The organism is Buttiauxella sp. S19-1, from assembly GCF_022134725.1.
Classification (GTDB): Bacteria; Pseudomonadota; Gammaproteobacteria; order Enterobacterales; family Enterobacteriaceae; genus Buttiauxella; species Buttiauxella ferragutiae.
In genome coordinates, this window is the sequence record NZ_JAHWLU010000027.1 from 1 (window position 1) to 25,585 (window position 25,585).

The 25,585-nt window shown below is 50.0% G+C and carries 22 protein-coding genes; 10 read left to right on the plus strand and 12 right to left on the minus strand.

Annotation, left to right across the window (positions count from 1 at the left end):
• Both MES37_RS08790 and MES37_RS08795 read right to left on the minus strand, forming a co-directional pair.
• A partial coding sequence (locus MES37_RS08790) for a tautomerase family protein (protein WP_237931144.1) occupies window positions 1-142 on the minus strand: 142 nt, incomplete at its 3' end.
• A 61-nt stretch (window positions 143-203) separates the two neighbouring features.
• Window positions 204-1,004 carry an arylamine N-acetyltransferase family protein gene (locus MES37_RS08795; RefSeq protein WP_064547290.1) on the minus strand — a complete coding sequence of 267 codons (801 nt, stop codon included), beginning with the start codon at window positions 1,002-1,004 and terminating at the stop codon, window positions 204-206.
• 87 nt (window positions 1,005-1,091) lie between these two features.
• On the opposite strand from MES37_RS08795, the gene MES37_RS08800 reads away from it, so the two are divergent.
• From MES37_RS08800 to pqqU, 4 genes are all read left to right on the plus strand, one after another.
• Window positions 1,092-2,198: a LacI family DNA-binding transcriptional regulator gene (locus MES37_RS08800; protein WP_064547292.1), complete on the plus strand. Its 1,107-nt coding sequence runs from the start codon at window positions 1,092-1,094 to the stop codon at window positions 2,196-2,198.
• Window positions 2,199-2,310: 112 nt separating this feature from the next.
• Window positions 2,311-5,406 carry a beta-galactosidase gene (locus tag MES37_RS08805; RefSeq protein ID WP_237931137.1) on the plus strand — a complete coding sequence of 1,032 codons (3,096 nt, stop codon included), beginning with the start codon at window positions 2,311-2,313 and terminating at the stop codon, window positions 5,404-5,406.
• 209 nt (window positions 5,407-5,615) lie between these two features.
• Window positions 5,616-7,082 carry an L-asparagine permease gene (gene ansP / locus MES37_RS08810; RefSeq protein ID WP_064547296.1) on the plus strand — a complete coding sequence of 489 codons (1,467 nt, stop codon included), beginning with the start codon at window positions 5,616-5,618 and terminating at the stop codon, window positions 7,080-7,082.
• A gap of 244 nt (window positions 7,083-7,326) precedes the next feature.
• Window positions 7,327-9,450 (plus strand): TonB-dependent receptor PqqU, encoded by a 2,124-nt coding sequence (gene pqqU, locus MES37_RS08815; RefSeq protein WP_237931138.1) that lies wholly within the window; start codon window positions 7,327-7,329, stop codon window positions 9,448-9,450.
• Window positions 9,451-9,512: 62 nt separating this feature from the next.
• On the opposite strand, the gene tonB is transcribed toward pqqU, so the two are convergent.
• Window positions 9,513-10,232, minus strand: coding sequence for a TonB system transport protein TonB (gene tonB, locus MES37_RS08820; protein ID WP_133522039.1), 720 nt, complete (start codon window positions 10,230-10,232; stop codon window positions 9,513-9,515).
• 223 nt (window positions 10,233-10,455) lie between these two features.
• Between tonB and MES37_RS08825 the strand changes: the two genes are divergently transcribed.
• Window positions 10,456-10,752: a YciI family protein gene (locus MES37_RS08825; RefSeq protein ID WP_064547302.1), complete on the plus strand. Its 297-nt coding sequence runs from the start codon at window positions 10,456-10,458 to the stop codon at window positions 10,750-10,752.
• Between the two features lie 77 nt (window positions 10,753-10,829).
• On the opposite strand, the gene MES37_RS08830 is transcribed toward MES37_RS08825, so the two are convergent.
• A complete protein-coding gene (locus MES37_RS08830; protein ID WP_064547305.1) occupies window positions 10,830-11,177 on the minus strand; it encodes a hypothetical protein in 348 nt (115 codons plus the stop codon).
• A gap of 288 nt (window positions 11,178-11,465) precedes the next feature.
• Between MES37_RS08830 and MES37_RS08835 the strand changes: the two genes are divergently transcribed.
• Window positions 11,466-11,723 (plus strand): DUF1471 domain-containing protein, encoded by a 258-nt coding sequence (locus tag MES37_RS08835; RefSeq protein ID WP_064547307.1) that lies wholly within the window; start codon window positions 11,466-11,468, stop codon window positions 11,721-11,723.
• Window positions 11,724-11,835: 112 nt separating this feature from the next.
• Entirely contained in the window at window positions 11,836-11,991 is a 156-nt protein-coding gene (locus tag MES37_RS08840; RefSeq protein WP_157092958.1) for a hypothetical protein, read from the plus strand.
• A gap of 47 nt (window positions 11,992-12,038) precedes the next feature.
• On the opposite strand, the gene MES37_RS08845 is transcribed toward MES37_RS08840, so the two are convergent.
• A complete protein-coding gene (locus tag MES37_RS08845; protein WP_074388575.1) occupies window positions 12,039-12,221 on the minus strand; it encodes a YciY family protein in 183 nt (60 codons plus the stop codon).
• A 205-nt stretch (window positions 12,222-12,426) separates the two neighbouring features.
• Here MES37_RS08845 and cls point away from each other — a divergent pair, with 205 nt between their 5' ends.
• Together cls and MES37_RS08855 are read left to right on the plus strand one after the other, a co-directional pair.
• Complete coding sequence (gene cls / locus MES37_RS08850) at window positions 12,427-13,887, plus strand: cardiolipin synthase (protein ID WP_064547309.1); 1,461 nt, start codon at window positions 12,427-12,429, stop codon at window positions 13,885-13,887.
• 37 nt (window positions 13,888-13,924) lie between these two features.
• Window positions 13,925-14,254, plus strand: a complete 330-nt coding sequence (locus MES37_RS08855; RefSeq protein ID WP_034455830.1) for an HI1450 family dsDNA-mimic protein — start codon at window positions 13,925-13,927, stop codon at window positions 14,252-14,254.
• Between the two features lie 50 nt (window positions 14,255-14,304).
• Here the strand turns inward: MES37_RS08855 and MES37_RS08860 are convergent, their stop codons facing one another.
• The 7 genes from MES37_RS08860 to MES37_RS08890 form a co-directional block, all read right to left on the minus strand.
• Window positions 14,305-15,111, minus strand: coding sequence for an ion transporter (locus MES37_RS08860; RefSeq protein ID WP_064547311.1), 807 nt, complete (start codon window positions 15,109-15,111; stop codon window positions 14,305-14,307).
• An 80-nt stretch (window positions 15,112-15,191) separates the two neighbouring features.
• A complete protein-coding gene (gene oppF, locus MES37_RS08865; protein WP_064547313.1) occupies window positions 15,192-16,196 on the minus strand; it encodes a murein tripeptide/oligopeptide ABC transporter ATP binding protein OppF in 1,005 nt (334 codons plus the stop codon).
• Entirely contained in the window at window positions 16,193-17,206 is a 1,014-nt protein-coding gene (locus MES37_RS08870) for an ABC transporter ATP-binding protein (protein ID WP_064547315.1), read from the minus strand. Before MES37_RS08870 ends, oppF begins: the two co-directional genes overlap by 4 nt.
• Before the next feature lie 11 nt (window positions 17,207-17,217).
• Window positions 17,218-18,126 (minus strand): oligopeptide ABC transporter permease OppC, encoded by a 909-nt coding sequence (gene oppC / locus MES37_RS08875; protein WP_064547317.1) that lies wholly within the window; start codon window positions 18,124-18,126, stop codon window positions 17,218-17,220.
• A gap of 14 nt (window positions 18,127-18,140) precedes the next feature.
• Window positions 18,141-19,061, minus strand: a complete 921-nt coding sequence (oppB, locus tag MES37_RS08880; RefSeq protein ID WP_064547319.1) for an oligopeptide ABC transporter permease OppB — start codon at window positions 19,059-19,061, stop codon at window positions 18,141-18,143.
• Window positions 19,062-19,278: 217 nt separating this feature from the next.
• Window positions 19,279-20,913 (minus strand): oligopeptide ABC transporter substrate-binding protein OppA, encoded by a 1,635-nt coding sequence (oppA, locus tag MES37_RS08885; RefSeq protein ID WP_064547322.1) that lies wholly within the window; start codon window positions 20,911-20,913, stop codon window positions 19,279-19,281.
• Window positions 20,914-21,673: 760 nt separating this feature from the next.
• Window positions 21,674-22,321, minus strand: coding sequence for a YchE family NAAT transporter (locus tag MES37_RS08890; protein WP_064547324.1), 648 nt, complete (start codon window positions 22,319-22,321; stop codon window positions 21,674-21,676).
• 479 nt (window positions 22,322-22,800) lie between these two features.
• Here MES37_RS08890 and adhE point away from each other — a divergent pair, with 479 nt between their 5' ends.
• Complete coding sequence (adhE, locus tag MES37_RS08895; RefSeq protein WP_121815560.1) at window positions 22,801-25,488, plus strand: bifunctional acetaldehyde-CoA/alcohol dehydrogenase; 2,688 nt, start codon at window positions 22,801-22,803, stop codon at window positions 25,486-25,488.
• Window positions 25,489-25,585: the final 97 nt, after the last annotated feature.

Sequence of the window (25,585 nt, forward strand, 5' to 3'; positions counted from 1 at the left end):
GGATTGGGGTCAACGCGACAGACAATGATTCATCCGTTGAATTGAAATGCTTCTTGAGTACGGCACAAATATCGGCAGCCAGCGCTTCTTTTTGTTCGTCAGTCAGTTCACGCGGAAAGTGTTTTACAGTGATATGTGGCACAGTGGTTCTCCCCTTTATTGGAAACAATATACTTACGTTAAGCGCCCGTTCCTTGCAACTGTTAAGGCAGAGAAATCGCTGCGAATTCCGCAAGACTGAAGCCATAGCGTGGGTGATTGACCCGCAAACCAAATTTATCCTGTAGCAACTGATAAAACTCGGCGGCATCGTCAAGCGTCCGCGGCTGGCCATCGTTAAATTGCCTGTCATTTTGCGTAAACGTTGTGCCATCGGCATTTTTCAAACAGATCATTAAATGTTGGCAGAAATGCGACTGCGGCCAGGTCGAAACATAATAATTAGCCACCTCGAAGTCTGACAGATACTGGGGCTGCAAATCGAAACGATACAGCGCCAGCCATTTATCCTGCTGATGCGTGCTCAGCAAAAAGTCACCGTCCACCTGCGTTAATTGATAATCACCGAAATCGGTGGTCTGCACGACGTCCATGTCGAATCGCAGCGGGGACGTCAGCGTTTTGCCACCAAAACCAACATCGGCCAGGTAGCGTTGTTGATTGAGGGTGACGAGCAATAAACGATGCGTTCGCGGCGGCATCTCGGTAGGTTGCGTAATCAACACCCGGGCAGCCAGGTCTTCGACCACAAAGCCGATACTCTCAAGAGCCGCACGCAGCAATGCATTTTGCTCGTAGCAGTATCCCCCTCGCCCTGCGACCACCAGTTTTTCAAAAACGGACTCTATTTCTAAGCGGATTTCTCGTCTTAACAGCACATCCAAATTTTCAAAAGGAATGGCGCACGTATGCAGCAGATGAATGCGTTGTAAGGTTTCCAGATCCGGTTTTGCCTCGCCCTGCAAACCAATGCGCGTGAAATATGCCTGAAGGTCAAAAGCCATGATCTCAATCTCTTAAAAACAGATGAATTCACTATAATGCGTTTTTTTGCTCGCAGATGATCGATAATGCCCTACACACTCAGGAATATGAGCGCCATAAGGAAACTCACCGTGAAAACCAAGTCGATAACGCTTTACGATGTGGCGAAACATGCCAATGTTTCCTATCAAACGGTGTCACGCGTGATTAATCAGGCGACGCATGTTTCTGATAAAACCCGGCGTAAAGTCGAAGCGGCCATGCAGTCGCTCAATTACGTTCCCAATCGTGTAGCGCAGCAGCTGGCGGGGAAACTGAGCCAGAACATTGGCCTGGTGACCAGTAATTTGTCGCTACATGCCCCGTCGCAAATCGCCGCTGCCATTAAGTCACAGGCCAGCCGGCGGCACTTTAATGTCATGATGTCGATGATTGAACAGCCTGATCCAGAAGCCTGCAAAAGTGCGGTCAACAACTTGCTTGCGCAGCGCGTCGACGGTTTGATCGTCAACATTCCATTGGAAAGTGAGCAGGCACGAATCATCAACGAAATGTCTGGCACGGTGCCCGTGCTGTTCCTCGATGTCTCACCCGCGCTGAATCTGGACAGTATTATCTTTGATGCTACGGCAGGTGCGCATCTGGCGGTTGAGCATCTGGTTGCGCAAGACCACCAGCGAATTGCTTTACTGAGTGGGCCGTTGGCTTCCGTTTCTGCGCGCCTGCGTCTTGAAGGCTGGCAACAGGCGCTGGCAAAGCATCAGCTGACCGCCGTGGCACAATTGCAAGGCGACTGGAGCTCACAAGCGGGTTATCTACAGACACTGGCATTAATCGGCCAGGGCATCACTTTCACTGCCCTGCTGGTCGCCAACGACCAAATGGCACTTGGCGCGTTACGGGCGCTGAATGAATCTGGTTTAGCGGTGCCGGGGCAAGTATCGGTAATGGGTTATGATGACACCGAAGACAGCGCCTGTTTTATCCCACCGCTGACCACCATCAAACAAGATTTTAAGCTGCTGGGTTCTGCCAGCGTTGACCGCCTGATTGAACAAATACGCTCGCCAAATATGCCCGTGCAGGCCACGGTACTGCCGATCACGCTTATCGAACGTAAAACGACGGCCGCGCCAGATACCTCAACCCCTTCCCCACAAACGCTGGCCGATGCGCTGACTGTGCTCGCCCGCCTGGTTTCGCGGCTGAAGTAATTTCTGTGAATCGCCTCACCTGAAGCTGTTTTGCTGCTTTACTTTGCCAGTGACAAAAATCATATTGCTATAAATTGTGAGCGCATCACAAAAATGCAAAGGAACCTCCAGCATGACAATTCAATCAGGTACTGTTGCCGCCTCTCTGGCAGCGATTCTTGGCCGCCGTGACTGGGAAAACCCGGCAGTCACGCAATTAAACCGCCTGCCAGCTCATCCACCGTTTGCCAGCTGGCGTGATGAACGGGCTGCGCGCGAAGACGCAGTTTCAGAAAGTGTGAAACACCTGAACGGGGACTGGCAGTTCAGCTACTTTACGCAACCCGAGAAGGTTCCCGAAGATTGGCTGGATGCGGACTTAGCGGATGCACAGACTTTTCCGGTACCATCAAACTGGCAAATGCATGGTTTCGATGCGCCGATTTACACCAATGTCACTTATCCCATTCCGGTCACCCCACCGCACGTTCCTGAAGAAAACCCCACTGGTTGTTACTCGCTCACATTTAGTGTCGAACCTTCCTGGCTTGAGAGCGGCCAGACACGGATTATTTTTGATGGTGTGAATTCAGCGTTTCACTTGTGGTGTAACGGGCACTGGATTGGCTACGGGCAAGACAGCCGCCTGCCATCGGAGTTTGATCTCAGTGGCGTGCTGCACTCAGGGCAAAACCGCCTTGCGGTCATGGTGCTGCGCTGGTCCGACGGCAGCTATCTGGAAGACCAGGACATGTGGCGTATGAGCGGGATTTTCCGCGACGTGACGCTGCTGCATAAACCCACCACACAAATCAGCGATGTGCGTATCAGCACGCAGTTAAACGAAGATTTTAGCCACGCGATGTTACAAGCGCAGGTGGTTGTTAAAGGCAATATCGACAGCGCTGGACAAGTCAGCTTGCAATTGTGGCACGGCGAAGATTGCATCGGCGAAACACAACAAGCCCTCGGCAGTGAAATTATTGATGAACGTGGCGCATATCATGACCGCACAACGTTAAAAATTGCGGTCGCCAACCCGCACCTGTGGAGTGCCGAGCAACCCCACCTATATCGCGCAGTGGTGACGTTACGCGATAACCAGGGCGCGACGATCGAAGCAGAAGCTTATGATGTCGGTTTCCGTAAAGTTGAAATCCATCAGGGGTTGTTGAAGTTAAACGGTAAACCATTGCTGATCCGTGGCACCAACCGCCATGAACATCATCCGCTAAACGGCCAGGTCATGGACGAACAAACCATGCGCCAGGACATCGTGTTAATGAAGCAGCACAACTTCAACGCCGTGCGCTGCTCGCATTATCCCAATCACCCATTATGGTATCGGCTGTGCGACCGTTACGGCTTATATGTGGTGGATGAGACGAACATTGAAACCCACGGTATGGTGCCAATGAATCGCCTGAGTGACGACCCGGTCTGGCTACCTGCGATGACAGAACGCGTCACGCGCATGGTACAACGCGATGTTAACCACCCTTCTATTATCATCTGGTCGCTCGGTAATGAGTCCGGGCATGGTGCGAACCATGACGCTCTGTATCGCTGGATAAAATCATTCGACCCCACACGCCCGGTGCAATATGAAGGCGGCGGTGCCAACAGTGTTGCCACCGATATCATTTGCCCGATGTACGCGCGTGTCGACCAGGATCAGCCGTTCCCGGCGGTGCCAAAATGGTCGATTAAAAAGTGGATCGGCATGCCGGATGAAACACGCCCGCTGATCCTTTGCGAATATGCCCACGCCATGGGCAACAGCTTTGGCGGCTTCCACAAATACTGGCAAGCATTCCGCCAGCATCCTCGCTTACAAGGCGGCTTTGTCTGGGATTGGGTCGACCAGTCGTTGATTAAACATGACGAAAACGGTGAAGCCTGGTCAGCTTACGGCGGTGATTTTGGCGACAAACCAAACGATCGGCAGTTCTGTATGAATGGCCTGGTGTTTGCCGACCGCACACCGCATCCGGCGCTGTATGAAGCCCAGCAAGCACAGCAGTTTTTTCAGTTCGCCCTGCATCGTGAAACCCCATTGCGCCTTGAGGTGATAAGCGAATATTTGTTCCGCCCTAGCGATAACGAGCGCCTGATTTGGGAGGTTTCGCAAGCTGGAGTGCTGCTCGCAGAAGGTGAAGTGTTGTTAGATATTGCCCCTGAAGGCACACAGAACCTGGTTTTTGATGCCCTGCCGCCGATAACCGAAAATGGCGACGTGTGGCTGACGGTGAAAGTGCAGCAAATCCACGCTACCGACTGGTGTGAAGCCGGGCATGTTTGCGCCTGGGATCAATGGCAGTTACCGGGCATACTCAGCACCACACCGCTGCCATTTAGCGGTGAAACGCCAGGGCTTGAAACCAGCCATTGTCATTTCACTATTCGCCTCGGCAAGCACCACTGGCAGTTCAATCGTGAAACCGGTTTATTAAGCCAGTGGTGGAAAGCGCAGCAACCCGCACTGCTGCAACCACTGCAAGACCAGTTCACTCGCGCCCCGCTGGATAACGACATTGGCGTCAGTGAAGCCAGCCGTATCGATCCCAACGCCTGGGTCGAACGCTGGAAAGCGGCGGGCATGTATCAACTGGAATCCCAGTTGCAAAATTGTGAAGCCGAACAACTGGCCAACGAAGTGCTGATCCGCACCACTCATAGCTGGCAGCACAACGGGAAAACGCTGTTTGTCAGCCATAAAAGCTGGCGTATTGATTGCGAAGGCACAGTACATATTAGCGTTGATGTTGAGGTGGCTTTTGGCACCCCGCCTCCGGCGCGCATCGGGCTGACTTGCGAGTTAGCGCAAATTGATGCGCCTGTCAGTTGGCTGGGGCTGGGGCCGCATGAAAACTACCCTGATCGCCAGCAATCGGCATTATTTGGCCACTGGCAGCGCCCGCTTGAAGATCTGTATACGCCATATGTTTTCCCATCCGAAAACGGCCTGCGCTGCGCTACCCAGAGGCTGGAATATGGCGACAACCTTTGGCAGGGGAACTTCCATTTCAATATCAGCCGCTTTAGCCAACAACAATTGCGCGAAACCTCGCATCGCCATTTATTGGTCAAGCAAGCTGGAACTTGTTTAAATCTGGATGGTTTCCATATGGGCGTAGGTGGCGATGACTCCTGGAGCCCGAGCGTATCACCCGAGTTTTGGCTTGATAAAAAACACTATCACTACGCGATAAGCTGGCAGCGCCGCTGATTCCTCGCATCTTCCTCTATGCAGCGCGGGTTTTCCGCGTTGCATTTTCGTAACATTTTTTTCGCGCCCCAACCCCCTTTTTCAAAAAAAGACATTAGCGTCCGTTAACAATCCTGTATAGGATCTAGCGCCCGATTTGCCATGGCGCTGAAGTTATAAAAATGCCAGGCAAATGCACGGGGATCTTTTAACAAGGGAACAGGGTTAACATGAAAGCAACACACAAAACGGAAGCAGAAAAACACGCAGCCAAGCGACGCTGGCTCAATTCTCATGATTCCGGTTATCACAAAGCGATGGGTAATCGTCAGGTACAAATGATTGCCATCGGCGGCGCCATTGGCACCGGTCTGTTTTTAGGTGCAGGTGCTCGTCTGCAAATGGCAGGCCCGGCGTTAGCGCTGGTGTATCTGGTTTGCGGGATCTTCTCTTTCTTCATTTTACGCGCACTGGGCGAGCTGGTGCTCCATCGCCCATCAAGCGGCAGCTTCGTTTCTTACGCCCGTGAATTTCTCGGTGAAAAAGCTTCGTATGTTGCAGGCTGGATGTACTTCGTCAACTGGGCAATGACCGGCATTGTCGACATTACCGCTGTCGCTTTATATATGCATTATTGGGGTGCCTTCGGTGATGTACCGCAATGGGTATTTGCACTGTGCGCACTGGGTATAGTCGGCACCATGAACATGATCGGCGTGAAGTGGTTTGCCGAAATGGAATTTTGGTTCGCGTTAATTAAAGTCCTCGCCATCGTGGTCTTTTTGGTGGTGGGTACTATTTTCCTCGGCAGCGGGAAAATGCTCGATGGCAATACCACGGGTTTCCATTTAATTACCGATAACGGCGGATTCTTCCCACACGGTTTATTACCGGCATTAGTGCTGGTGCAAGGCGTGGTATTTGCCTTCGCCTCGATTGAACTGGTGGGTACGGCGGCTGGCGAGTGTAAAGACCCGCAGAATATGGTACCAAAAGCCATTAATAGCGTTATCTGGCGTATCGGTCTTTTCTACGTCGGTTCGGTGGTTTTACTGGTGCTGTTGTTGCCATGGAATGCCTATCAAGCCGGACAAAGCCCATTTGTCACCTTCTTCTCAAAACTCGGCGTGCCGTATATCGGCGACATTATGAATATGGTGGTTCTGAGTGCTGCATTATCCAGCCTGAACTCTGGCCTCTATTCCACCGGACGTATTTTGCGTTCGATGTCGATGGGCGGTTCAGCGCCTAAATTCATGGCGAAAATGAGCAAGCAGCAAGTCCCTTACGCGGGTATTCTGGTGACGCTTGGAGTGTATGTGATTGGCGTATTCCTGAATTACCTGGTGCCGTCGCAGGTATTTGAAATCGTCCTTAACGTGGCTTCGCTGGGTATTATTTCTTCCTGGGCGTTTATCGTGGTTTGCCAGATGCGTTTACGCAAGGCGATTAAAGAAGGCAAAGCCGCAGATGTCAGCTTTAAAATGCCGGGTGCGCCTTTCACCTCGTGGCTGACGCTGTTATTCCTGTTCAGCGTGTTAGTGTTGATGGCCTTTGATTACCCGAATGGAACCTACACCATCGCCTCTATCCCATTGATTGCTTTGGTGCTTGTCATTGGCTGGTTTGGTGCACGTAAACGTGTCCATGAACTCGCTCACGATGTTAATAAACACTACGAAGACAACGCCAGCTGACAAAACTTGCGCAAAGGGTGGATGACGCTATCGCTAATCCCCCTGCAACACCTGTTTAGTGGCCTTTGTCAGCCATCTGATAGCCCCATTTTGGGGCTATTTTTTTAGCCTGCCGTTTTTCATCGCATTAACGTTATGTGCCGTTAACACTTTTCAAACATTCATCACAAGTATTAACATATGCACTTGAATGTTCCAGATGGTTCGTCCGGAGCGTAAATGTTCCTACCTGTGAAAATGTCTGATGAAAATTGTGCAACATGGAAAGCTGTCGCTTCCACTTATCTTAGTTCCGGCCCTTTCTTCGTTCGCCCTGCCCGCGCTTGCGGCAGAAGAGACGATGGTCGTGACTGCAACACAAGGCACGATTTCCGAGTTGGATACGCCTGCGGCTGTGAGTGTTGTTAATGGCGATGATATGCGCCAGGCGGCACCGCGTGTGAATCTTTCCGAGAGCCTGGGCAGTGTTGCAGGCTTGCAAGTCCAGAACCGTCAAAACTATGCGCAGGATTTACAGTTGTCGGTTCGTGGTTTTGGTTCGCGTTCCACTTACGGTGTGCGTGGCGTACGCATGTATGTAGATGGCATTCCGGCAACCATGCCTGATGGCCAGGGCCAAACCTCAAATATCGACATCAATAGCGTAGAAAGTATCGAGGTGTTACGTGGCCCCTTCTCCGCACTTTACGGCAACGCTTCTGGCGGTGTGGTGAATGTCAGCACCACTACCGGAACTCAGCCACCAACGCTGGAAGCCAGCAGTTATTACGGCAGTTTCGGAAGCTGGCGCAACAGCATTAAAGCCACCGGTGCAACAGGCGATGGCACACAAGCAGGCGATGTCGATTACGCGGTTTCGGCTTCGCGCTTTACCACTCATGGTTATCGTGACCACAGCAGCGCGCAAAAAAATCTCGGTAACGCCAAATTGGGTGTGCGCCTTAATGAAGCCAGTAAATTGACGCTGCTGCTCAATAGCGTCGATATTGATGCCAACGACCCAGGCGGTTTAACCGAGCAGGAATGGCACGATAACCCCACTCAGGCACCTCGCGCTGAGCAGTACAATACGCGTAAAACCACAAAACAAACGCAGGCCGGCCTGCGTTACGACAGGCAATTAACCGCTAATGATGACCTCAGTGTCATGACCTATGCAGGTGTGCGCGAAACCACTCAATACCAATCGATACCCGTCGCTCCGCAGTTAAACCCAACTCATCCCGGTGGTGTGATTGAGCTGAGCCGCCATTATCAGGGGATTGATTCACGCTGGACGCACCGTGGCAATCTGCTATCTGTCCCAGTGACATTTACCACGGGTCTTGATTACGAAACCATGTCAGAAAAGCGCAAAGGCTATGAAAACTTTGTGGTCGAAAATGACACCACGGTTTTGGGTGAGAAAGGCGATTTGCGCCGTGACGAACGTAATCTGATGTGGAATGTTGACCCGTATCTACAAACCGCGTGGCAACTCACCGATAAGCTGAGTCTCGATGCTGGTGTGCGTTTTAGTTCGGTTTATTTCGATTCGAATGACGAATACATCACTGCCCGGAATGGCGATGACAGTGGTGACGCGAGCTATCACAAATGGCTGCCAGCGGCGGCACTGAAGTATGCAGTCAACGATGCGTGGAATGTGTATACCTCTGCGGGTCGCGGTTTTGAAACACCGACCATCAACGAACTCTCCTATCGTGATAATGGCCAGGCGGGTTTGAATTTCGGTCTGAAGCCATCCACCAGCGACACCATAGAAATCGGCAGCAAAACCCGGGTCGGCAACAGTTTGTTGACCGCCGCGCTATTCCAGACAGACACCGACGATGAGATTGTTGCCGACCAAAGTAGTGGTGGCCGCACAACCTATAAAAATGCCGGTGAGACACGCCGTCGTGGCATGGAGCTTTCTGCTGATAGCCAGTTAGGTTATGACTGGCGCGTAAAAATGGCGTGGACTTATCTGGATGCAACGTATCGCAGTAACGCTTGTGGGGGTGAAGACAATTGCGAGGGAAATCGCATTCCGGGTATTGCGCGTAACATGGGCTACGCGGCGCTGGAATACGCACCGCCAGAAGGTTTTTATGCCGGTGCTGACGTTCGCTATATGAGTGACATTCAGGCCAATGATGAGAATAGCGAACAGGCGCCTGCTTATACGGTTGCCTCGCTCAACAGCGGTTACAAATTGCGTATTCAGGAACGCTGGCTGTTGGATGTTTGGGGGCGTGTCGATAACTTATTTGATCGGGAATATGTCGGCTCTGTCATCGTCAACGAAAGTAATGGTCGCTACTTCGAACCTGCACCGGGGCGCAATTATGGCGTGGGTGTGAATTTGAGTTACACCTTCTTGTAAGTACAGCTTATAAACAAAAAACGGAACCATTAGGTTCCGTTTTTATTTGGCAAGGAGCTTGATCACTCCATCGTTGCGCCGCCGTTAAGTTTGAAGACCACATTGACAATCAAACCCTGGCCTGGCTTTCCGCTTTCGTAGCGCCATTTTTTCATCGCCATTTTCACTTCACGCTCAAACATATTGGCAGGCGTTGCGGAGAGGATGCTCACGTTACTCACGCTGCCATCCGGGCCAACATCAAACTTCACCCGCACTTTACCTTCAATGCGTAACGCATGTGCACGAGAAGGATACTGTGGCGAATTACGGTTAAGCGCGCGTGGCCCTGTCGCAACCGGAGCGGTAGACGCCACTGGTGCCGTTTTAGCAACCGGTGCCGGACGAGCTGGTGCCGTGTTAGTTACCGCAGTTGCTGGACGGGGTTCAACCGGTTTGGCTTCTGGCTTCGGCTGTTCCACTTTTTTCACCGGCTTTGGCTTAGGCTTTGGTTTGGGTTTCGGCTCAGGCTTATGGATGACTACCGGCGCTTCTTTTGGCGGTTCGGGAATCGGTTCTGGCTCAGGTTCTGCTACCGGCTGCGGAGGCGGTTGCACCACTTCAGGTTGTGGGGGTTCGAGCTCAGCCGGGGTCACCATGGTGACACTGATAGGCTGTGCGGGCGCTGGCAACTCAATAACCTGATGTACCGAGGTATAGAGCAACCCCGCGACAACAGCACCATGTATCACAACCGAGAGAACGGTTGGCCATGGAAAGCGGCGAGGTAAATCAAAGGTCATTGACGTCATAATGGCTTAAGTCTCTTAAACAGGCGTCAATTTTAAATGCAAATAGCAATCATATTCAACAACGCATCGAAGAAAGTGGCTCTTTTTCCTTCCACCTGCAGGTTTTTCCCCCATTCGTGACCGCGATTTAACATCTTGTTTATGTTTCAATTGCAGTCTTTGCGCCATTCACTTACCGTATTTTACAACCCTCATATCAAAAGGAGTGCTGCACGTGCTGTATATCATTTATGCGGAAGATAATGCCGATTCTCTCGAAAAGCGGCTAGCTGTGCGCCCTGCCCATCTTGCACGCCTACAACTTTTACGCGATGAAGGTCGCTTGTTAACCGCGGGGCCAATGCCTGCCGTTGATAGCAATGATCCAGGGGCTGCGGGTTTTACCGGTTCAACGGTTATTGCTGAGTTTGCGTCGCTAGAAGATGCACAAGCCTGGGCCGAGGCCGATCCTTATATCGCCGCTGGCGTCGTTAAACAGGTCGCGATCAAGCCCTATAAAAAGGTCTTCTGATTTATTCTTTAATTCATAAAGGGCACAAATAAGTACTCATCGTATTTTGAAGTGCCTTTTCTTTCTGAATACGACACTCAGAACTTCAACTCTGGGACCAACGCATCGGCATTTTGCATGCATATTTTCCACGCACTCCCCGGTACGTCATTATCCAGAACTGTGGACGTTCTGTACTCAACTGCGCGCAGATTTTCTGTGCCATCGGAGCCTGTCACCACATACTGTAAGGTCGTCCAACGGACGGTAGTTGACATTCCTTTGGCGGTTAATTCGATGGTTTTATTTTTTACTTCTTCTGCACATTGATGCGCGGCGGCATTTACACGTTGGTATTTCTTTTCTTGTGGGGATAAATCATTCTGGGATGCACAGCCTGAAACAAGAACGCCTGTCACGGCAATAACACAGAATTTTTTCAACATGATTCATTCCTTAGGTTACGAAAATCAACCCTTTAGCGGCTTCCCCCTAATAGTAGTCAATGTTATCCGGTTTATTGAATAAATCTAACTGCCGAGCGCAATCATGATCGGCTGACACGGTTCCAATTCACAAGTGTTGCATGAAAATCAAAACAGCAAATTCGTCATGTTTTAGCATTAACAAAATGAGAATTATCCCATCGTTTTTTTGACTTTTCGCCAAGTCATTTCACCTACACTTTATGAGGTAATTACTTTTAATCACTCGTAAGCCTTGAGGATGTAATGATGAAAAATTTACTTTATTTTTCAGTAGCTGCGGTCCTGATAGCCCTTCCGATAACGACCCTGGCTGTTGATACTCTCGCCGATGAAACCTCTTATAACCAACAAAGCGGCACCCTCACAGCAAGGGGGAGCACTATTGAAGAAGTGGAAAACTCCCTTAAAGCAGAAGCAATAAACAACGGTGCATCAGCCTATACGATCACGACCGAGAGTAGCGATGATGGGCAGGTCTACGGAGAGGCGACCCTCTACAAATAACATTGGATAACCAGGAAACATTGTTCAAAGATTCACAAAAGGTGACAATGCGCAGCGTACTGAATGGGTAATTTTAAGTTAATGCTGTTATTGAATTTGTCGGGAAATTTTCATGGATCTTTTTGATGAGTCTTATGAACAACATAAGCAATCGGTGGGAAATCAGGAAGCTCGCTGGAATGCCTGGCTGGCCAGTCACCCAATGGTGTTAGTGGCGGCGGCCACAATAACAGTTCTGATTATTGTACTTGCGATGCATTTCTTCTAAAGGTCGCAGCTAAATGATACTGGGCACCGCGAGCGGTGCCCTTTTCTTTACGACGCCCATTGATCGTGAATAGCAAACAGCAAGGAATTACGCGCGCGGTTTGTCTGGCACTTTCTGATGGCGTGAATGCGCATGTTGCGGCGTGACTGACCTTCCAGCCAACGCGATCTGCGCCGTTGCGTCTGACGAAGCATACGCCACCGTCCGACCTCAGTTCTACTACGCCTCATTTTTACGACTCGGGTTGCATGTAAGACGCGCCATTATAGTGCCTTCTGCCCTACAGACCAGTCGTTTTACGATTATACCCGTCACACTTCAAGCTGTTGGCCCGCTGGCTGCTCGTATTCCCAATTTTGGGTATAGTTTTAGTGTTAACCGCTGGCTGTTGTGCGTAAACTCAAAAGCATACGGTTTCTAAAGGATTTTTGAACGATGACAACCTTCTATACAGTCTTTAGTTGGCTGATAATTTTAGGTTACTGGCTTTTAATAGCCGGCGTGACGCTACGAATTTTGATGAAGCGTCGTGCAGTTCCTTCAGCCATGGCATGGCTTCTTATCATTTATATTCTTCCGCTGGTTGGGATCATCGCCTATCTCTCATTTGGCGAACTGCATCTGGGTAAACGCCGCGCAGAGCGCGCGCGTGCCATGTGGCCATCAACCGCCAAATGGTTGAACGATCTTAAAAGCTGCAAACATATTTTTGCCGAAGAAAACAGCGAAGTGGCGACATCACTGTTCCAGCTGTGTGAGCGCCGCCAGGGGATTGGCGGTGTCAAAGGCAACCAACTCCAACTGCTCACCACGTCAGATGAAACGATGCACGCGTTGATTCGTGACATCCAGTTGGCTCGCCACAATATCGAGATGGTGTTTTATATCTGGCAGCCAGGGGGCTTAGCTGACCAGGTTGCTGAATCGCTGATGGCAGCCGCGCGTCGCGGGATTCATTGCCGATTAATGCTCGATTCTGCGGGTAGCGTCGCGTTCTTCCGCAGTCCGTGGGCGAATATGATGCGTAACGCTGGCGTCGAAGTGGTTGAGGCGCTCAAAGTTAACCTGATGCGTGTGTTCCTGCGCCGCATGGATTTACGCCAGCACCGTAAAATGGTGATGATCGATAACTACATTGCTTACACCGGCAGTATGAATCTCGTCGATCCGCGTTTCTTTAAACAGGATGCTGGCGTCGGGCAATGGGTCGATTTAATGGCGCGTATGGAAGGCCCGGTCGCCACTGCGATGGGGATTGTTTATTCCTGTGACTGGGAGATAGAAACCGGTAAGCGTATTTTACCACCGGCTCCAGACGCGAATATTATGCCTTTTGAAGAGGCGACCGGGCATACCATTCATACCATTGCCTCAGGTCCTGGTTTCCCGGAAGACTTAATTCATCAGGCGCTGCTAACGTCAGTTTATGCGGCGCGTGAATATTTAATTATGACGACGCCTTATTTCGTCCCAAGTGATGATTTGCTACATGCTATTTGCACCGCGGCGCAACGTGGCGTCGACGTGAGTATTATTGTCCCACGCAAGAATGACTCTCTCCTGGTGGGCTGGGCGAGCCGAGCCTTCTTCACTGAGTTACTGGCTGCTGGGGTGAAAATTTACCAGTTTGAAGGCGGTCTGCTGCACACCAAGAGTGTGCTGGTCGATGGGCAATTGAGTTTAGTCGGTACCGTGAATCTGGATATGCGCAGCTTGTGGCTTAATTTCGAGATTACGCTGGTGATTGATGACTCCGGTTTTGCCAGCGATCTGGCGGCGGTACAAGACGATTATATCTCCCGCTCTCGCCTGTTAGACCAGCGTTTGTGGGTTAAGCGTCCAATGTGGCAGCGCGTGGTAGAGCGACTGTTTTACTTCTTTAGCCCGTTGCTGTAAAACGTGGCGCATCAGTATTTAATAAGTGGAACCAGACATGGAAATGGATCTGAACAATCGCCTGACAGAAGATGAAACCCTCGAGCAGGCTTACGATATTTTTCTTGAGCTGGCGGTCGATAACCTCGACCCAGCCGATGTAATTTTGTTTAATCTGCAATTTGAAGAGCGCGGCGGTGCTGAGCTTTTTGACCCGGCAGAAGACTGGCAGGAACATGTGGATTTCGATCTGAACCCTGATTTCTTCGCCGAAGTGGTGATTGGCCTGGCCGATACCGATGGCGGTGAAATTAACGACATCTTCGCACGTGTACTGTTGTGCCGCGAAAAAGACCACAAACTTTGCCATATTCTCTGGCGCGAATAAGCCTTTGTAGGGCGGATAAGCGTTAGCGTCATCCGCCATTTACATCTGACCTACAGCTTAGGTAACGCACTCCCGCAGGATTTGCAGAATCGAGCCTCTTCGTCGTGATTGCCTTTATGGCAGTTTGGGCACAAACGGGCATTCCGCTGTTTCTGAAACTCGTTAGTCATATGCGCGGTAATAATCCCGGTTGGGATGGCAATCACCGAGTAACCAATCAAGATAAGAATTGAAGCGACCATGCGCCCCGGCCCGGTATGCGGAGTGATGTCGCCATACCCCACTGTCGTCACCGTCACCACCGCCCAGTACACCGACGTCCCCAGGTTAGTAAAACCGTTTGGCGGCCCTTCAATGCCGTACATCAGGCCACCAGCGACCACCATCACGATGAGAATAAAGGAATAGAACAGAATCAATTGGTGGCGAGCATTAACAATAGCTTGCCATAAGGTGTGCAACGTCGGCATGTAGCGCAGCAGTTTGAGTATTCTAAGTACGCGGATTGCACGCATTGCGCGCCACGCAAACACGTAATTGACGCCTATTTCAGGCCACAGCCACAACACGTACAGCGGCAAAATCGTCGCCAGATCGATGAAGCCCCAGAAGCTGAAGACGTACTTTCTGGGGTCAGGCCAACACAGCACCCGCAGAATATACTCCAGCGTAAACAGCAGAGTGAAGCCAATTTCCAGAGCCACAAAGAGCTGCCATTCATCGTAGGTCAGATGGTATTGCGTGCCGAGTCCTGACTCGATAAAGACCGCAATCACGCTGAGTAAAGCGAATAACCCGCATAACGCTTCAAAGCGTCGGCCTGAGCGCGTTTTTTGATCAAAGAGAAGATGGTACATCCGCTGACGGGTAACAAGAATAAGCACAGGCAAGTAACCTCACAAACAAAAAGGGCTGGCATCATGCCAGCCCTGCGAGATTATAACGGGTCTACCTTAAGACAGGAAACGGCATGCTTGAAGCTGCCCTCCAGCACCGGGCGAGTTTTGGCACATTCTGGCCCAGCAATAGGACAACGGGTACGGAAAACACAGCCTGACGGCGGGTTAATAGGCGATGGCAACTCCCCTTCAAGAAGTTGTATCGTTTTGTTTCTTTCCAAATCCGGGTCGGGAATGGGTACCGCAGACATCAAGGCTTTGGTGTAAGGATGCAGCGGGTTGTGGTACACCTCGTCGTAAGTACCCAGCTCAACTGCATGACCCAGATACATCACCAGGACGCGATCTGAAATGTGTTTTACCACCGCCAAGTCGTGGGCGATGAAGATCAACGACAGTCCCATTTCACGTTGCAGTTTTTGCAGTAGGTTCACCACCTGAGCCTGAATGGATACATCGAGTGCCGAAACGGGTTCGTCACAGATGATCAGTTTTGGCTCAAGGATCAGCGCGCGGGCAATCCCGATGCGCTGACACTGGCCGCCTGAGAATTCGTGCGGGTAACGGTTGATGAGGTTTGGCAGCAAGCCCACTTTCATCATCATCGCTTTCACACGGTCACGGACTTCCTGACGCGGCATTTTCGGGTGATAGGTACGCAGCGGCTCAGCGATAATATCGCCGATGTTCATTCGCGGGTTGAGTGATGCCAGCGGGTCCTGGAAAATCATCTGGATGTCGCTGCGCACATCGCGCCACTCGTCCTGATTCATCCCCAGCAGATCTTTACCCAGCCACGCAACTCTGCCTTCGGTGGCTTTGACCAGGCCGATAATGGCACGGGCAAAGGTCGATTTTCCGCAGCCAGACTCCCCTACCACACCCAGCGTTTCACCCTCGTACAAACGTAGTGTCACGCCATCAACCGCTTTCAGCGTTTTGGAGGGTTGCCAGAACCACTGTTTGCCGTCTTTGATATCAAAGTGAACTTTAAGATCGGCAATTTCCAGCAGGACTTTTTTATCTTGTGTCACGGCGTTCATACCAACTCCTCCACTGGCTTAAAGCAAGCGCGTAAGCGGCCTTCACCAAATTGTTCCAGCGGCGGAGCCGTGTTGCAGATTTCCATGGCGTGTGGGCAACGTGGCTGGAACGGGCAACCTTTCGGCAGACGTAACAGGTTTGGTGGATTGCCAGGAATGGTCAGCAAAGATTCGCCTTCAGCATCAAGACGTGGAACCGCGTTGAGCAGGCCGATGGAGTAAGGATGAACCGGGTTGTAGAACACGTCGCGCGCCTGGCCATATTCCATAGTACGACCTGCATACATCACCAGCACTTTGTCACAGATCCCGGCGACTACGCCAAGATCGTGGGTAATCATGATGATCGCAGTATTGAACTCACGTTTGAGATCGTTAAGCAGCGTCATGATTTGCGCCTGAACGGTGACGTCCAGCGCAGTGGTCGGTTCGTCGGCAATCAGCAATTTTGGACGGCACAGCAGCGCCATCGCAATCATCACACGTTGACGCATACCACCGGAAAACTCATGCGGGAACATGCGCATACGCTTACGCGCTTCGGGCATTTTTACCGCATCAAGCATACGAACAGATTCTTCAAAGGCTTCGGCTTTGCCCAATTTCTTGTGCAGCATCAGCACTTCCATCAACTGCTCACCTACACGCATGTAAGGGTTCAGTGAGGTCATTGGGTCCTGGAAGATCATGGAAATCTGCTCTGCACGCAGTCGGTTGAGTTGGTTCTCTGGCAGATTCAGGATCTCTTTACCGTTGAATTTAGCCGACCCGCCAATACGGCCATTCGCCGCCAGCAAGCCCATCAACGCAAATGCTGTTTGCGATTTACCGGAACCGGATTCACCTACGATGCCCAGTGTTTCACCGGCGCGCAGGCTGAAATTCAGATCGTTTACCGCCGTAACGTCACCATCTGGAGTACCAAAGGTGACGCGCAGATCTTTTACGTCTAACAGCGTAGAAGTCTGGCTCAGTGGAGTCACCACCGCAGGATTTTCAATTGTGCTCATCGCGGCACTCCTTAACGATCTTTCGGGTCGAGGGCATCACGCAGGCCATCGCCGATAAAGTTGAAACAGAACAGAGTGATAACCAGGAAGCCTGCCGGGAACATCAGCAACCATGGGGACACTTCCATGGAGTTGGCACCATCGCTCAGCAATGCACCCCAGCTACTTAATGGCTCTTGTGTACCCAGACCCAGGAAGCTCAGGAAAGATTCGAACAGGATCATGCTTGGCACCAGCAGCGAGGCATAAACCACCACCACGCCGAGTACGTTTGGCACAATGTGACGAACAACGATGTTAACGGTAGAGACACCGCCAACCTGGGCTGCTTCGATGAACTCTTTACGTTTCAGGCTCAGAGTTTGGCCACGGACGATACGCGCCATATCCAGCCAGGAAACCATCCCGATTGCCACAAAAATCAGCAGGATGTTTTGCCCAAAGAAGGTCACCAGCAAAATCACGAAGAACATGAATGGGAAGGAGTTGAGGATTTCCAGCAAGCGCATCATCACTGAGTCGGTTTTACCGCCCAGATAACCCGCGAGCGAGCCGTATAATGTGCCAACGACTACCGCGACCAGCGCCGCAGCGACACCCACCATCAGAGAAATACGCCCGCCGATTGCCACGCGAACTAACAGATCTCGACCGGAGGAGTCTGTGCCAAAGTAGTGCCCGGATTCCATATCTGGTGCTGCCGACATCATTCCCCAGTCGGTATCAAAGTAGCTAAACTGCGACAGCATCGGCGCAAAGGCCACGAACAGCGCGATAATCGCCAGAACAATCAAACTGGCAACCGCGGCACGGTTATGCATAAAACGGCGACGGGCATCTTGCCAAAGGCTACGGCCTTCTACTTCTAGTTTTTCACTGAAGTTTTCCAGCGCCTCGCTGTTTTTCTTACTCAACATCATGGCGAACTCCAGTGTCAGTAACGGATTTTTGGATCGATAACGGCGTACAGCACGTCAACAATCGCATTAAAGAGAATCGTCAGCGCGCCTACCAGAATGGTAAGGCTCAGAACCAGTGAGTAGTCACGGTTCAACGCTCCGTTTACGAACAACTGGCCAATACCCGGTAACCCATAAATGGTTTCAATCACCATCGAGCCGGTGATAATACCGACAAAAGCTGGACCCAAATATGACAGTACGGGTAACAGAGCCGGTTTCAACGCGTGGCGCAAAATAATGCGACGCATTGGCAAACCTTTAGCGCGAGCTGTACGGATGAAGTTAGAGTGCAGCACTTCAATCATTGAGCCACGAGTGATACGCGCGATACTCGCAATATAAGCTAATGAAAGTGCAACCATCGGCAGGATCATGTATTGAATGGCACCGCCGTTCCACCCGCCTCCGGGCAGCCACTTAAGTGTTATCGCAAATATCAGAACCAGTAATGGCGCCACCACGAAACTCGGGATAACAACCCCCGTCATGGCCACCCCCATTACGGCGTAATCCCATTTGGTATTTTGATTCAGTGCGGCGATGACCCCCGCTAAAACACCTAAAACAAGCGCAAAGATAAATGCAGCAGCACCTAATTTTGCCGAGACAGGGAAGCTTGAGGCGACCAAATCGTTTACTGAATAATCTTTGTATTTAAATGACGGGCCAAAATCACCGTGCGCCAGTTGTTTCAAATAACTGAAATACTGTGTCGTGATTGGATCGTTTAAATGATATTTAGCTTCGATGTTCGCCATCACTTCTGGCGGAAGCGCGCGTTCGCTGGTGAATGGACTACCCGGCGCAAGACGCATCATGAAGAATGAAATAGTTATAAGAATAAAGAGTGTCGGAATTGCTTCCAGACAACGACGTAGAATAAATTTCAACATTGCCCGTACCTTCTGGCTGTGCCTTTAGCATGCGATTAAATAAGACACGATGGGGTAAGTCCTACCCTTTTTACCCTAAATAATTCACGTTGCAGGAAGCCAACAAACTCATGAATCCCCAGGAACATAGACAAACTATATGACTGGGGTGAATGAGCGCAGTTAACGCACCTGCAGCGTGAAGTATGAAGGGTAAAACTTACCCCACGAATTGCCATTAATGTTTGATGATATACATATCTTTAGTATAGATATTATCCATCGGGTCTTTGCCGGTATAACCGCCTACCCATGGTTTCACCAGACGGGCGTTCACGTAGTAATAAACCGGAACGATTGCAGAATCTTTGCCCAACTGCTGTTCCGCTTTATCGTACGCGGCGGCACGTTGTGCTTCATCTGTTGCTTTCAGCGATTCCGCCATGATGGCGTCAAAGGCCGGGCTCTTATAATGCGCGGTGTTCATTGAGCTGCCAGACAACATGGTGTTCAGGAAGGAAGTCGGTTCGTTGTAATCCGCACACCAGCCAGCACGTGCAACGTTGTAGTTGCCCTGGTGACGAGTATCAAGGAAGGTTTTCCACTCCTGGTTTACCAGCTTAACGTTCACACCGAGGTTTTTCTGCCAGATAGAAGCGGCAGCGATGGCCAGTTTCTTGTGCAGATCGGAAGTGTTGTACAGCAGGTCGAAGGTCAGCGGTTTGTCTTTGGTGTAGCCCGCTTCAGCCAGCAATTTCTTAGCTTCTTCATTACGTTTTTCCTGAGTCCATGAGAACCACTCAGGCTTAGTCAGTTTTGCACCGTCAGCATAAGGAGGCGTGTAGCCGTAAGCTGGCAGATCGCCCTGCGCCTTCACTTTATTAACGATGATGTCACGATCCAGGCCCAGTTTCAGAGCGGTACGGACGCGCACATCGTTAAACGGAGCTTTCTGGTTGTTGATTTCGTAGTAATAAGTACACAGATACGGGTCAACGTGTACTTCAGCTGGAATTTCTTTTTTCAGCTTCTGGAACAGTTCGATTGGCAGGTTGTTATATGTCATGTCAATCTCGCCGCTGCGGTAGCGGTTAACATCCGTGACTTCAGAGGAGATTGGCAGATAAGTAATTTGTGAAATAACAGTTTTCGCGTTATCCCAATAATTGGTATTACGCTCCATCACGATACGTTCGTTAACCACCCAGTCCTTCAGTTTGTAAGCACCGTTGCTCACGATGTTGGCAGGTTGGGTCCACTTCTCACCAAACTTCTCAATGGCCGCTTTATTCACCGGGGACATCGCCGGGTTAACCAGAAGTTTGTAGAAGTAAGGAACAGGCTCGCTCAGAGTGACTTCCAGCGTGTGGTCGTCAATGGCTTTTACGCCCAGTTCACTTGGTTTCATTTTGCCGTCGATGATGGCATCAACGTTTACGATATGGCCGTATTGCGGGTAGCTTGCGTATGGGGAAGCAGTATTTGGATCAACCAGACGCTGCCAGCTATAGACGAAATCTTGTGCCGTGACTGGCTCGCCGTTAGACCATTTCGCATCTTTACGCAGATGGAAGGTCCAGACTTTAAAATCTTTATTATCCCAGGACTCTGCCACGCCCGGAATTGGGTGGCCGTCTTTTGGAGAGGTAATCAGTAAGCCTTCAAACAGGTCACGGCTCACGTTTGACTCAGGAACACCTTCAATTTTGTTTGGGTCCAAAGACTGTGGTTCAGCACCGTTATTGCGAATCAACGTTTGCTTTTCTGACAGTTGAACACCGGCAGGAACTTCGGCCGCCATGGCCACATTGCCTACGATTAGCGCGGATAAAATGCTTGCTGCTACCAGACTTTTTTTTGTGATGATGGACATTGTGTTGATACTCCACTCATTATAATTACCGACCCGAAAGCCAGCCTCTTCCCCTCAGGGGTTCCTTTACAGTGCAAGAGCGTTATGCAACTGCCAGGCTTTATTTTTTGTCTTACTTGCTATCACCGACTTTATTTGGGGGATGCTCTTTATGGCACCCTGCTCCGTCGATTCTTAATCAACCTACCCTGTACTGAGGTTGATTTTGATGAGTCATCTGTAAATGAAACATTTTTCAGATAATTGTGTTGTCCGGAAAGTATCAAAAGCACCTAATTCCCGCCAATACAATTTGCAAATTTGTTAACCATTTCTCTTTTATCTATCCAGAACGTCGTCTGGAAAGATGCTGCATCAATGCATTTCGTCGAGTTAACACGCTAAAAAATAAAGAAATTGCAGTGTTAATCTGGTTTGTTCTGTTGCAACATGAACACAACACACTAGCGTTCACATAAAATTAACAATTGGCTATTTTTTAGCACATTCATCTGCAAGACAGCTTGATTAACTAATATCATCTCAATAAAGCCGCAGCAAGCATCATTGTGTAGGGTTAGTTAAATAACGATTTGATTGTTAACTTTATGTACAACGGACAAATGCCGGGGCCGCTAATATACGGTTTCCAAAGCATTTTCTTATGAATGGTTTTCTAGTGAAAAGAACAGCAGCGCTTATGATTCAAATCAGTTGGTGGGAATTTAACAAAAAAAGCAGAATGGTTATTCTGCTTTTTCATATGTAGCTTTCAGCAGAACTAACTTAATAATCCTGGGAAAATGGTTTTCAGACCAGTCACAATAAATTCAATACCCAGAGCCATCAATAACAGACCCATTATACGGGTAATAACGTTAATCCCCGTTTGCCCTAACAGGCGCACTAGCAAAGGAGCTAGACGGAAAACTAACCAACAGCAAAAAGCAAAGAGCGCAATGGCAATCGTAAAACCGATTAAATAATTCCAACTGTGGTATCGCGTGCCCCAGACAATAGTCGAACTGATTGCACCAGGACCTGCCATTAATGGAAGAGCTAACGGAACGACGCCTACGCTTTCGCGAATAGCACTTTCTGATTTTTCTTGTTTGTTCTGTTTATCTTCACCCAGTTTACCGCTGATCATCGACATCGCAATGGTCACCACCAGAATGCCGCCGGCAATTCGGAAGGAATCAATTGATATGCCGAATAATTGGAGGATACCGTCACCGAGGAACAACGACGTCCATAAAATAATCGCTACTGACAGGTTGGCGGTAAGGTTTGTTTTATTCCTCGCCAACGCGGTTTGGTAGCTGGTCATGCTGATAAACACGGGAATGATCCCAACTGGGTTTACCAGCGCGAACAGGCCAATAAAGAACTTAAAATAGGTTGGCAAATCAAATAAGGATTGAGCCACTAAAAACTCCGCAAATGAACGTAGCAAAGGCCGCGGTAATGTAATGGAAAACCAGTTCTGGCGCTACGCCCTTTCGCAGCATAGATAACTACTTTTATGCGCAATTGCGATATTAAACAATATTGTTACTCACTTGTTGAAAATATGGTAGTTTGTTTTAGCTTTGCTGTGACAAGAATTTTAAAGACTTATCAATAACCTGAATCTGTCATGCTGAATGGAGTCAGCCTTAGGATAATGTGATGCAAGTCACAAAAAACCTACTCAGAAGTGAGTACTCTTGGAAACATCTGAAGAGCGTATGATTCAGACCATGAATAGGTTTTTTCGATAAGGCTCTTTTAGTAAATCAGCAAGATGTTTTGGGAAGTTTTTGGATAGTCGTGGCCCTCTTCTACGCAAGCTGTTGCCCGCTGACTATACTGTCGACTCGAGCAGCTCATTTACTAAAAGAGTTTAAACATTATCAGGAGAGCATTATGGCTGTAACTAATGTCGCTGAACTTAACGCACTTGTAGAGCGCGTCAAGAAAGCCCAGCGTGAATATGCCAACTTTACTCAAGAGCAAGTTGATAAAATCTTCCGCGCCGCCGCTCTGGCTGCCGCTGATGCTCGAATCCCTCTCGCGAAACTAGCCGTTGCCGAATCTGGCATGGGTATTGTTGAAGATAAAGTGATCAAAAACCACTTTGCTTCTGAGTATATCTACAACGCCTATAAAGATGAGAAAACCTGCGGTGTGTTGGATGAAGACCACACCTTCGGGACTATCACTATCGCTGAGCCAATCGGTATCATCTGCGGTATCGTGCCAACGACTAACCCAACTTCAACGGCTATCTTTAAATCTCTGATCAGCCTGAAGACTCGTAACGCGATCATCTTCTCTCCACACCCACGTGCAAAAGACGCGACCAATAAAGCCGCAGACATCGTTCTGCAAGCTGCTATCGCTGCTGGTGCACCTAAAGATCTGATTGGTTGGATTGACCAGCCATCTGTCGAACTGTCTAACGCTCTGATGCACCACCCAGATATCAACATGATTCTGGCAACCGGTGGTCCAGGCATGGTTAAAGCAGCATATAGCTCCGGTAAACCAGCAATCGGTGTTGGCGCAGGTAACACCCCTGTTGTTGTTGACGAAACTGCCGACATCAAACGTGTTGTTGCTTCTATCCTGATGTCTAAAACCTTCGACAACGGCGTAATCTGTGCTTCCGAGCAATCAGTTATCGTTGTTGACTCTGCATACAATGCAGTACGCGAACGTTTTGCATCCCACGGCGGCTACATGCTGCAGGGTAAAGAGCTGAAAGCTGTTCAGGACATCATCCTGAAAAACGGCGCATTGAACGCCGCTATCGTTGGTCAGCCAGCAACTAAAATTGCTGAACTGGCAGGCTTCACTGTACCGGCTGACACCAAGATCCTGATTGGTGAAGTTAGCGTTGTTGACGATTCGGAGCCATTCGCTCACGAAAAACTGTCTCCAACTCTGGCTATGTATCGTGCTAAGAGCTTCGAAGACGCTGTTGTTAAAGCTGAGAAACTGGTTGAGATGGGCGGCATCGGCCACACCTCTTGCCTGTACACAGACCAGGACAACCAGCCAGAGCGCGTTAAGCACTTCGGCGACAAAATGAAAACTGCACGTATCCTGATCAACACCCCTGCTTCACAGGGTGGTATCGGTGACCTGTACAACTTCAAACTCGCGCCTTCCCTGACTCTGGGTTGTGGCTCATGGGGTGGTAACTCCATCTCTGAGAACGTGGGTCCTAAGCACCTGATCAACAAGAAAACCGTTGCTAAGCGAGCTGAGAACATGTTGTGGCATAAACTTCCGAAATCTATCTACTTCCGCCGCGGCTCTCTGCCAATCGCGCTGGACGAAGTGATTACTGATGGTCACAAACGTGCGATGATCGTTACCGACCGTTTCCTGTTCAATAACGGCTATGCAGACCAGATCACTTCTGTTCTGAAAGCAGCTGGCGTTGAAACTGAAGTATTCTTCGAAGTAGAAGCGGACCCAACTCTGACCGTGGTACGTAAAGGTGCAGAGCTGGCGAACTCCTTCAAACCAGACGTGATCATCGCGCTGGGCGGCGGTTCACCGATGGATGCTGCGAAAATCATGTGGGTTATGTACGAGCACCCAGAAACTCACTTCGAAGAACTGGCGCTGCGCTTCATGGACATCCGTAAGCGTATCTACAAGTTCCCGAAAATGGGCGTAAAAGCGAAAATGATCGCGGTTACCACCACTTCCGGTACTGGTTCAGAAGTGACCCCGTTTGCTGTTGTAACTGATGATGCAACTGGTCAGAAATACCCGCTGGCGGACTACGCTCTGACTCCAGATATGGCAATTGTTGATGCCAACCTGGTGATGGATATGCCTAAGTCCCTGTGTGCTTTCGGTGGTTTGGATGCCGTGACTCACGCACTGGAAGCTTACGTTTCCGTACTGGCTAGCGAATTCTCTGACGGTCAGGCTCTGCAAGCACTGAAACTGCTGAAAGAAAACCTGCCAGCATCTTACAACGAAGGCGCTAAAAACCCAGTTGCTCGTGAGCGTGTACACAACGCTGCGACCATCGCCGGTATCGCGTTTGCTAACGCCTTCCTCGGTGTGTGCCACTCAATGGCGCACAAACTGGGTTCACAGTTCCACATTCCTCACGGTCTGGCGAACGCCCTGTTGATTTCCAACGTTATCCGCTATAACGCGAATGACAACCCAACCAAGCAGACTGCATTCAGCCAGTATGACCGCCCACAAGCGCGTCGTCGTTATGCTGAAATCGCAGACCACTTGGGTCTGAGCGCACCGGGCGACCGTACTGCTGCTAAGATCGAAAAACTGCTGGCATGGCTGGAAAGCATCAAGGCTGAACTGGGTATTCCTAAGTCCATCCGCGAAGCAGGCGTTCAGGAAGCTGACTTCCTGGCTCACGTTGATAAACTGTCTGAAGATGCGTTCGATGACCAGTGTACCGGTGCTAACCCGCGTTACCCACTGATCTCTGAACTGAAACAGATTCTGATGGATACCTTCTACGGTCGTGATTATGTAGAAGAAGGTAGCGTGCCAGCATCGACTGCAAAAGAAGCTGCTCCAGCAGCTAAAGCTGACAAGAAAGCGAAGAAAACCGCTTAATTGTAAAGCCTAATAAAAAACCCGCCTCGGCGGGTTTTTTTATGTCTGCTTTTCAAATTCGAAATGTACAGCCCTTGACGAAGACCAGCGGGAAAGA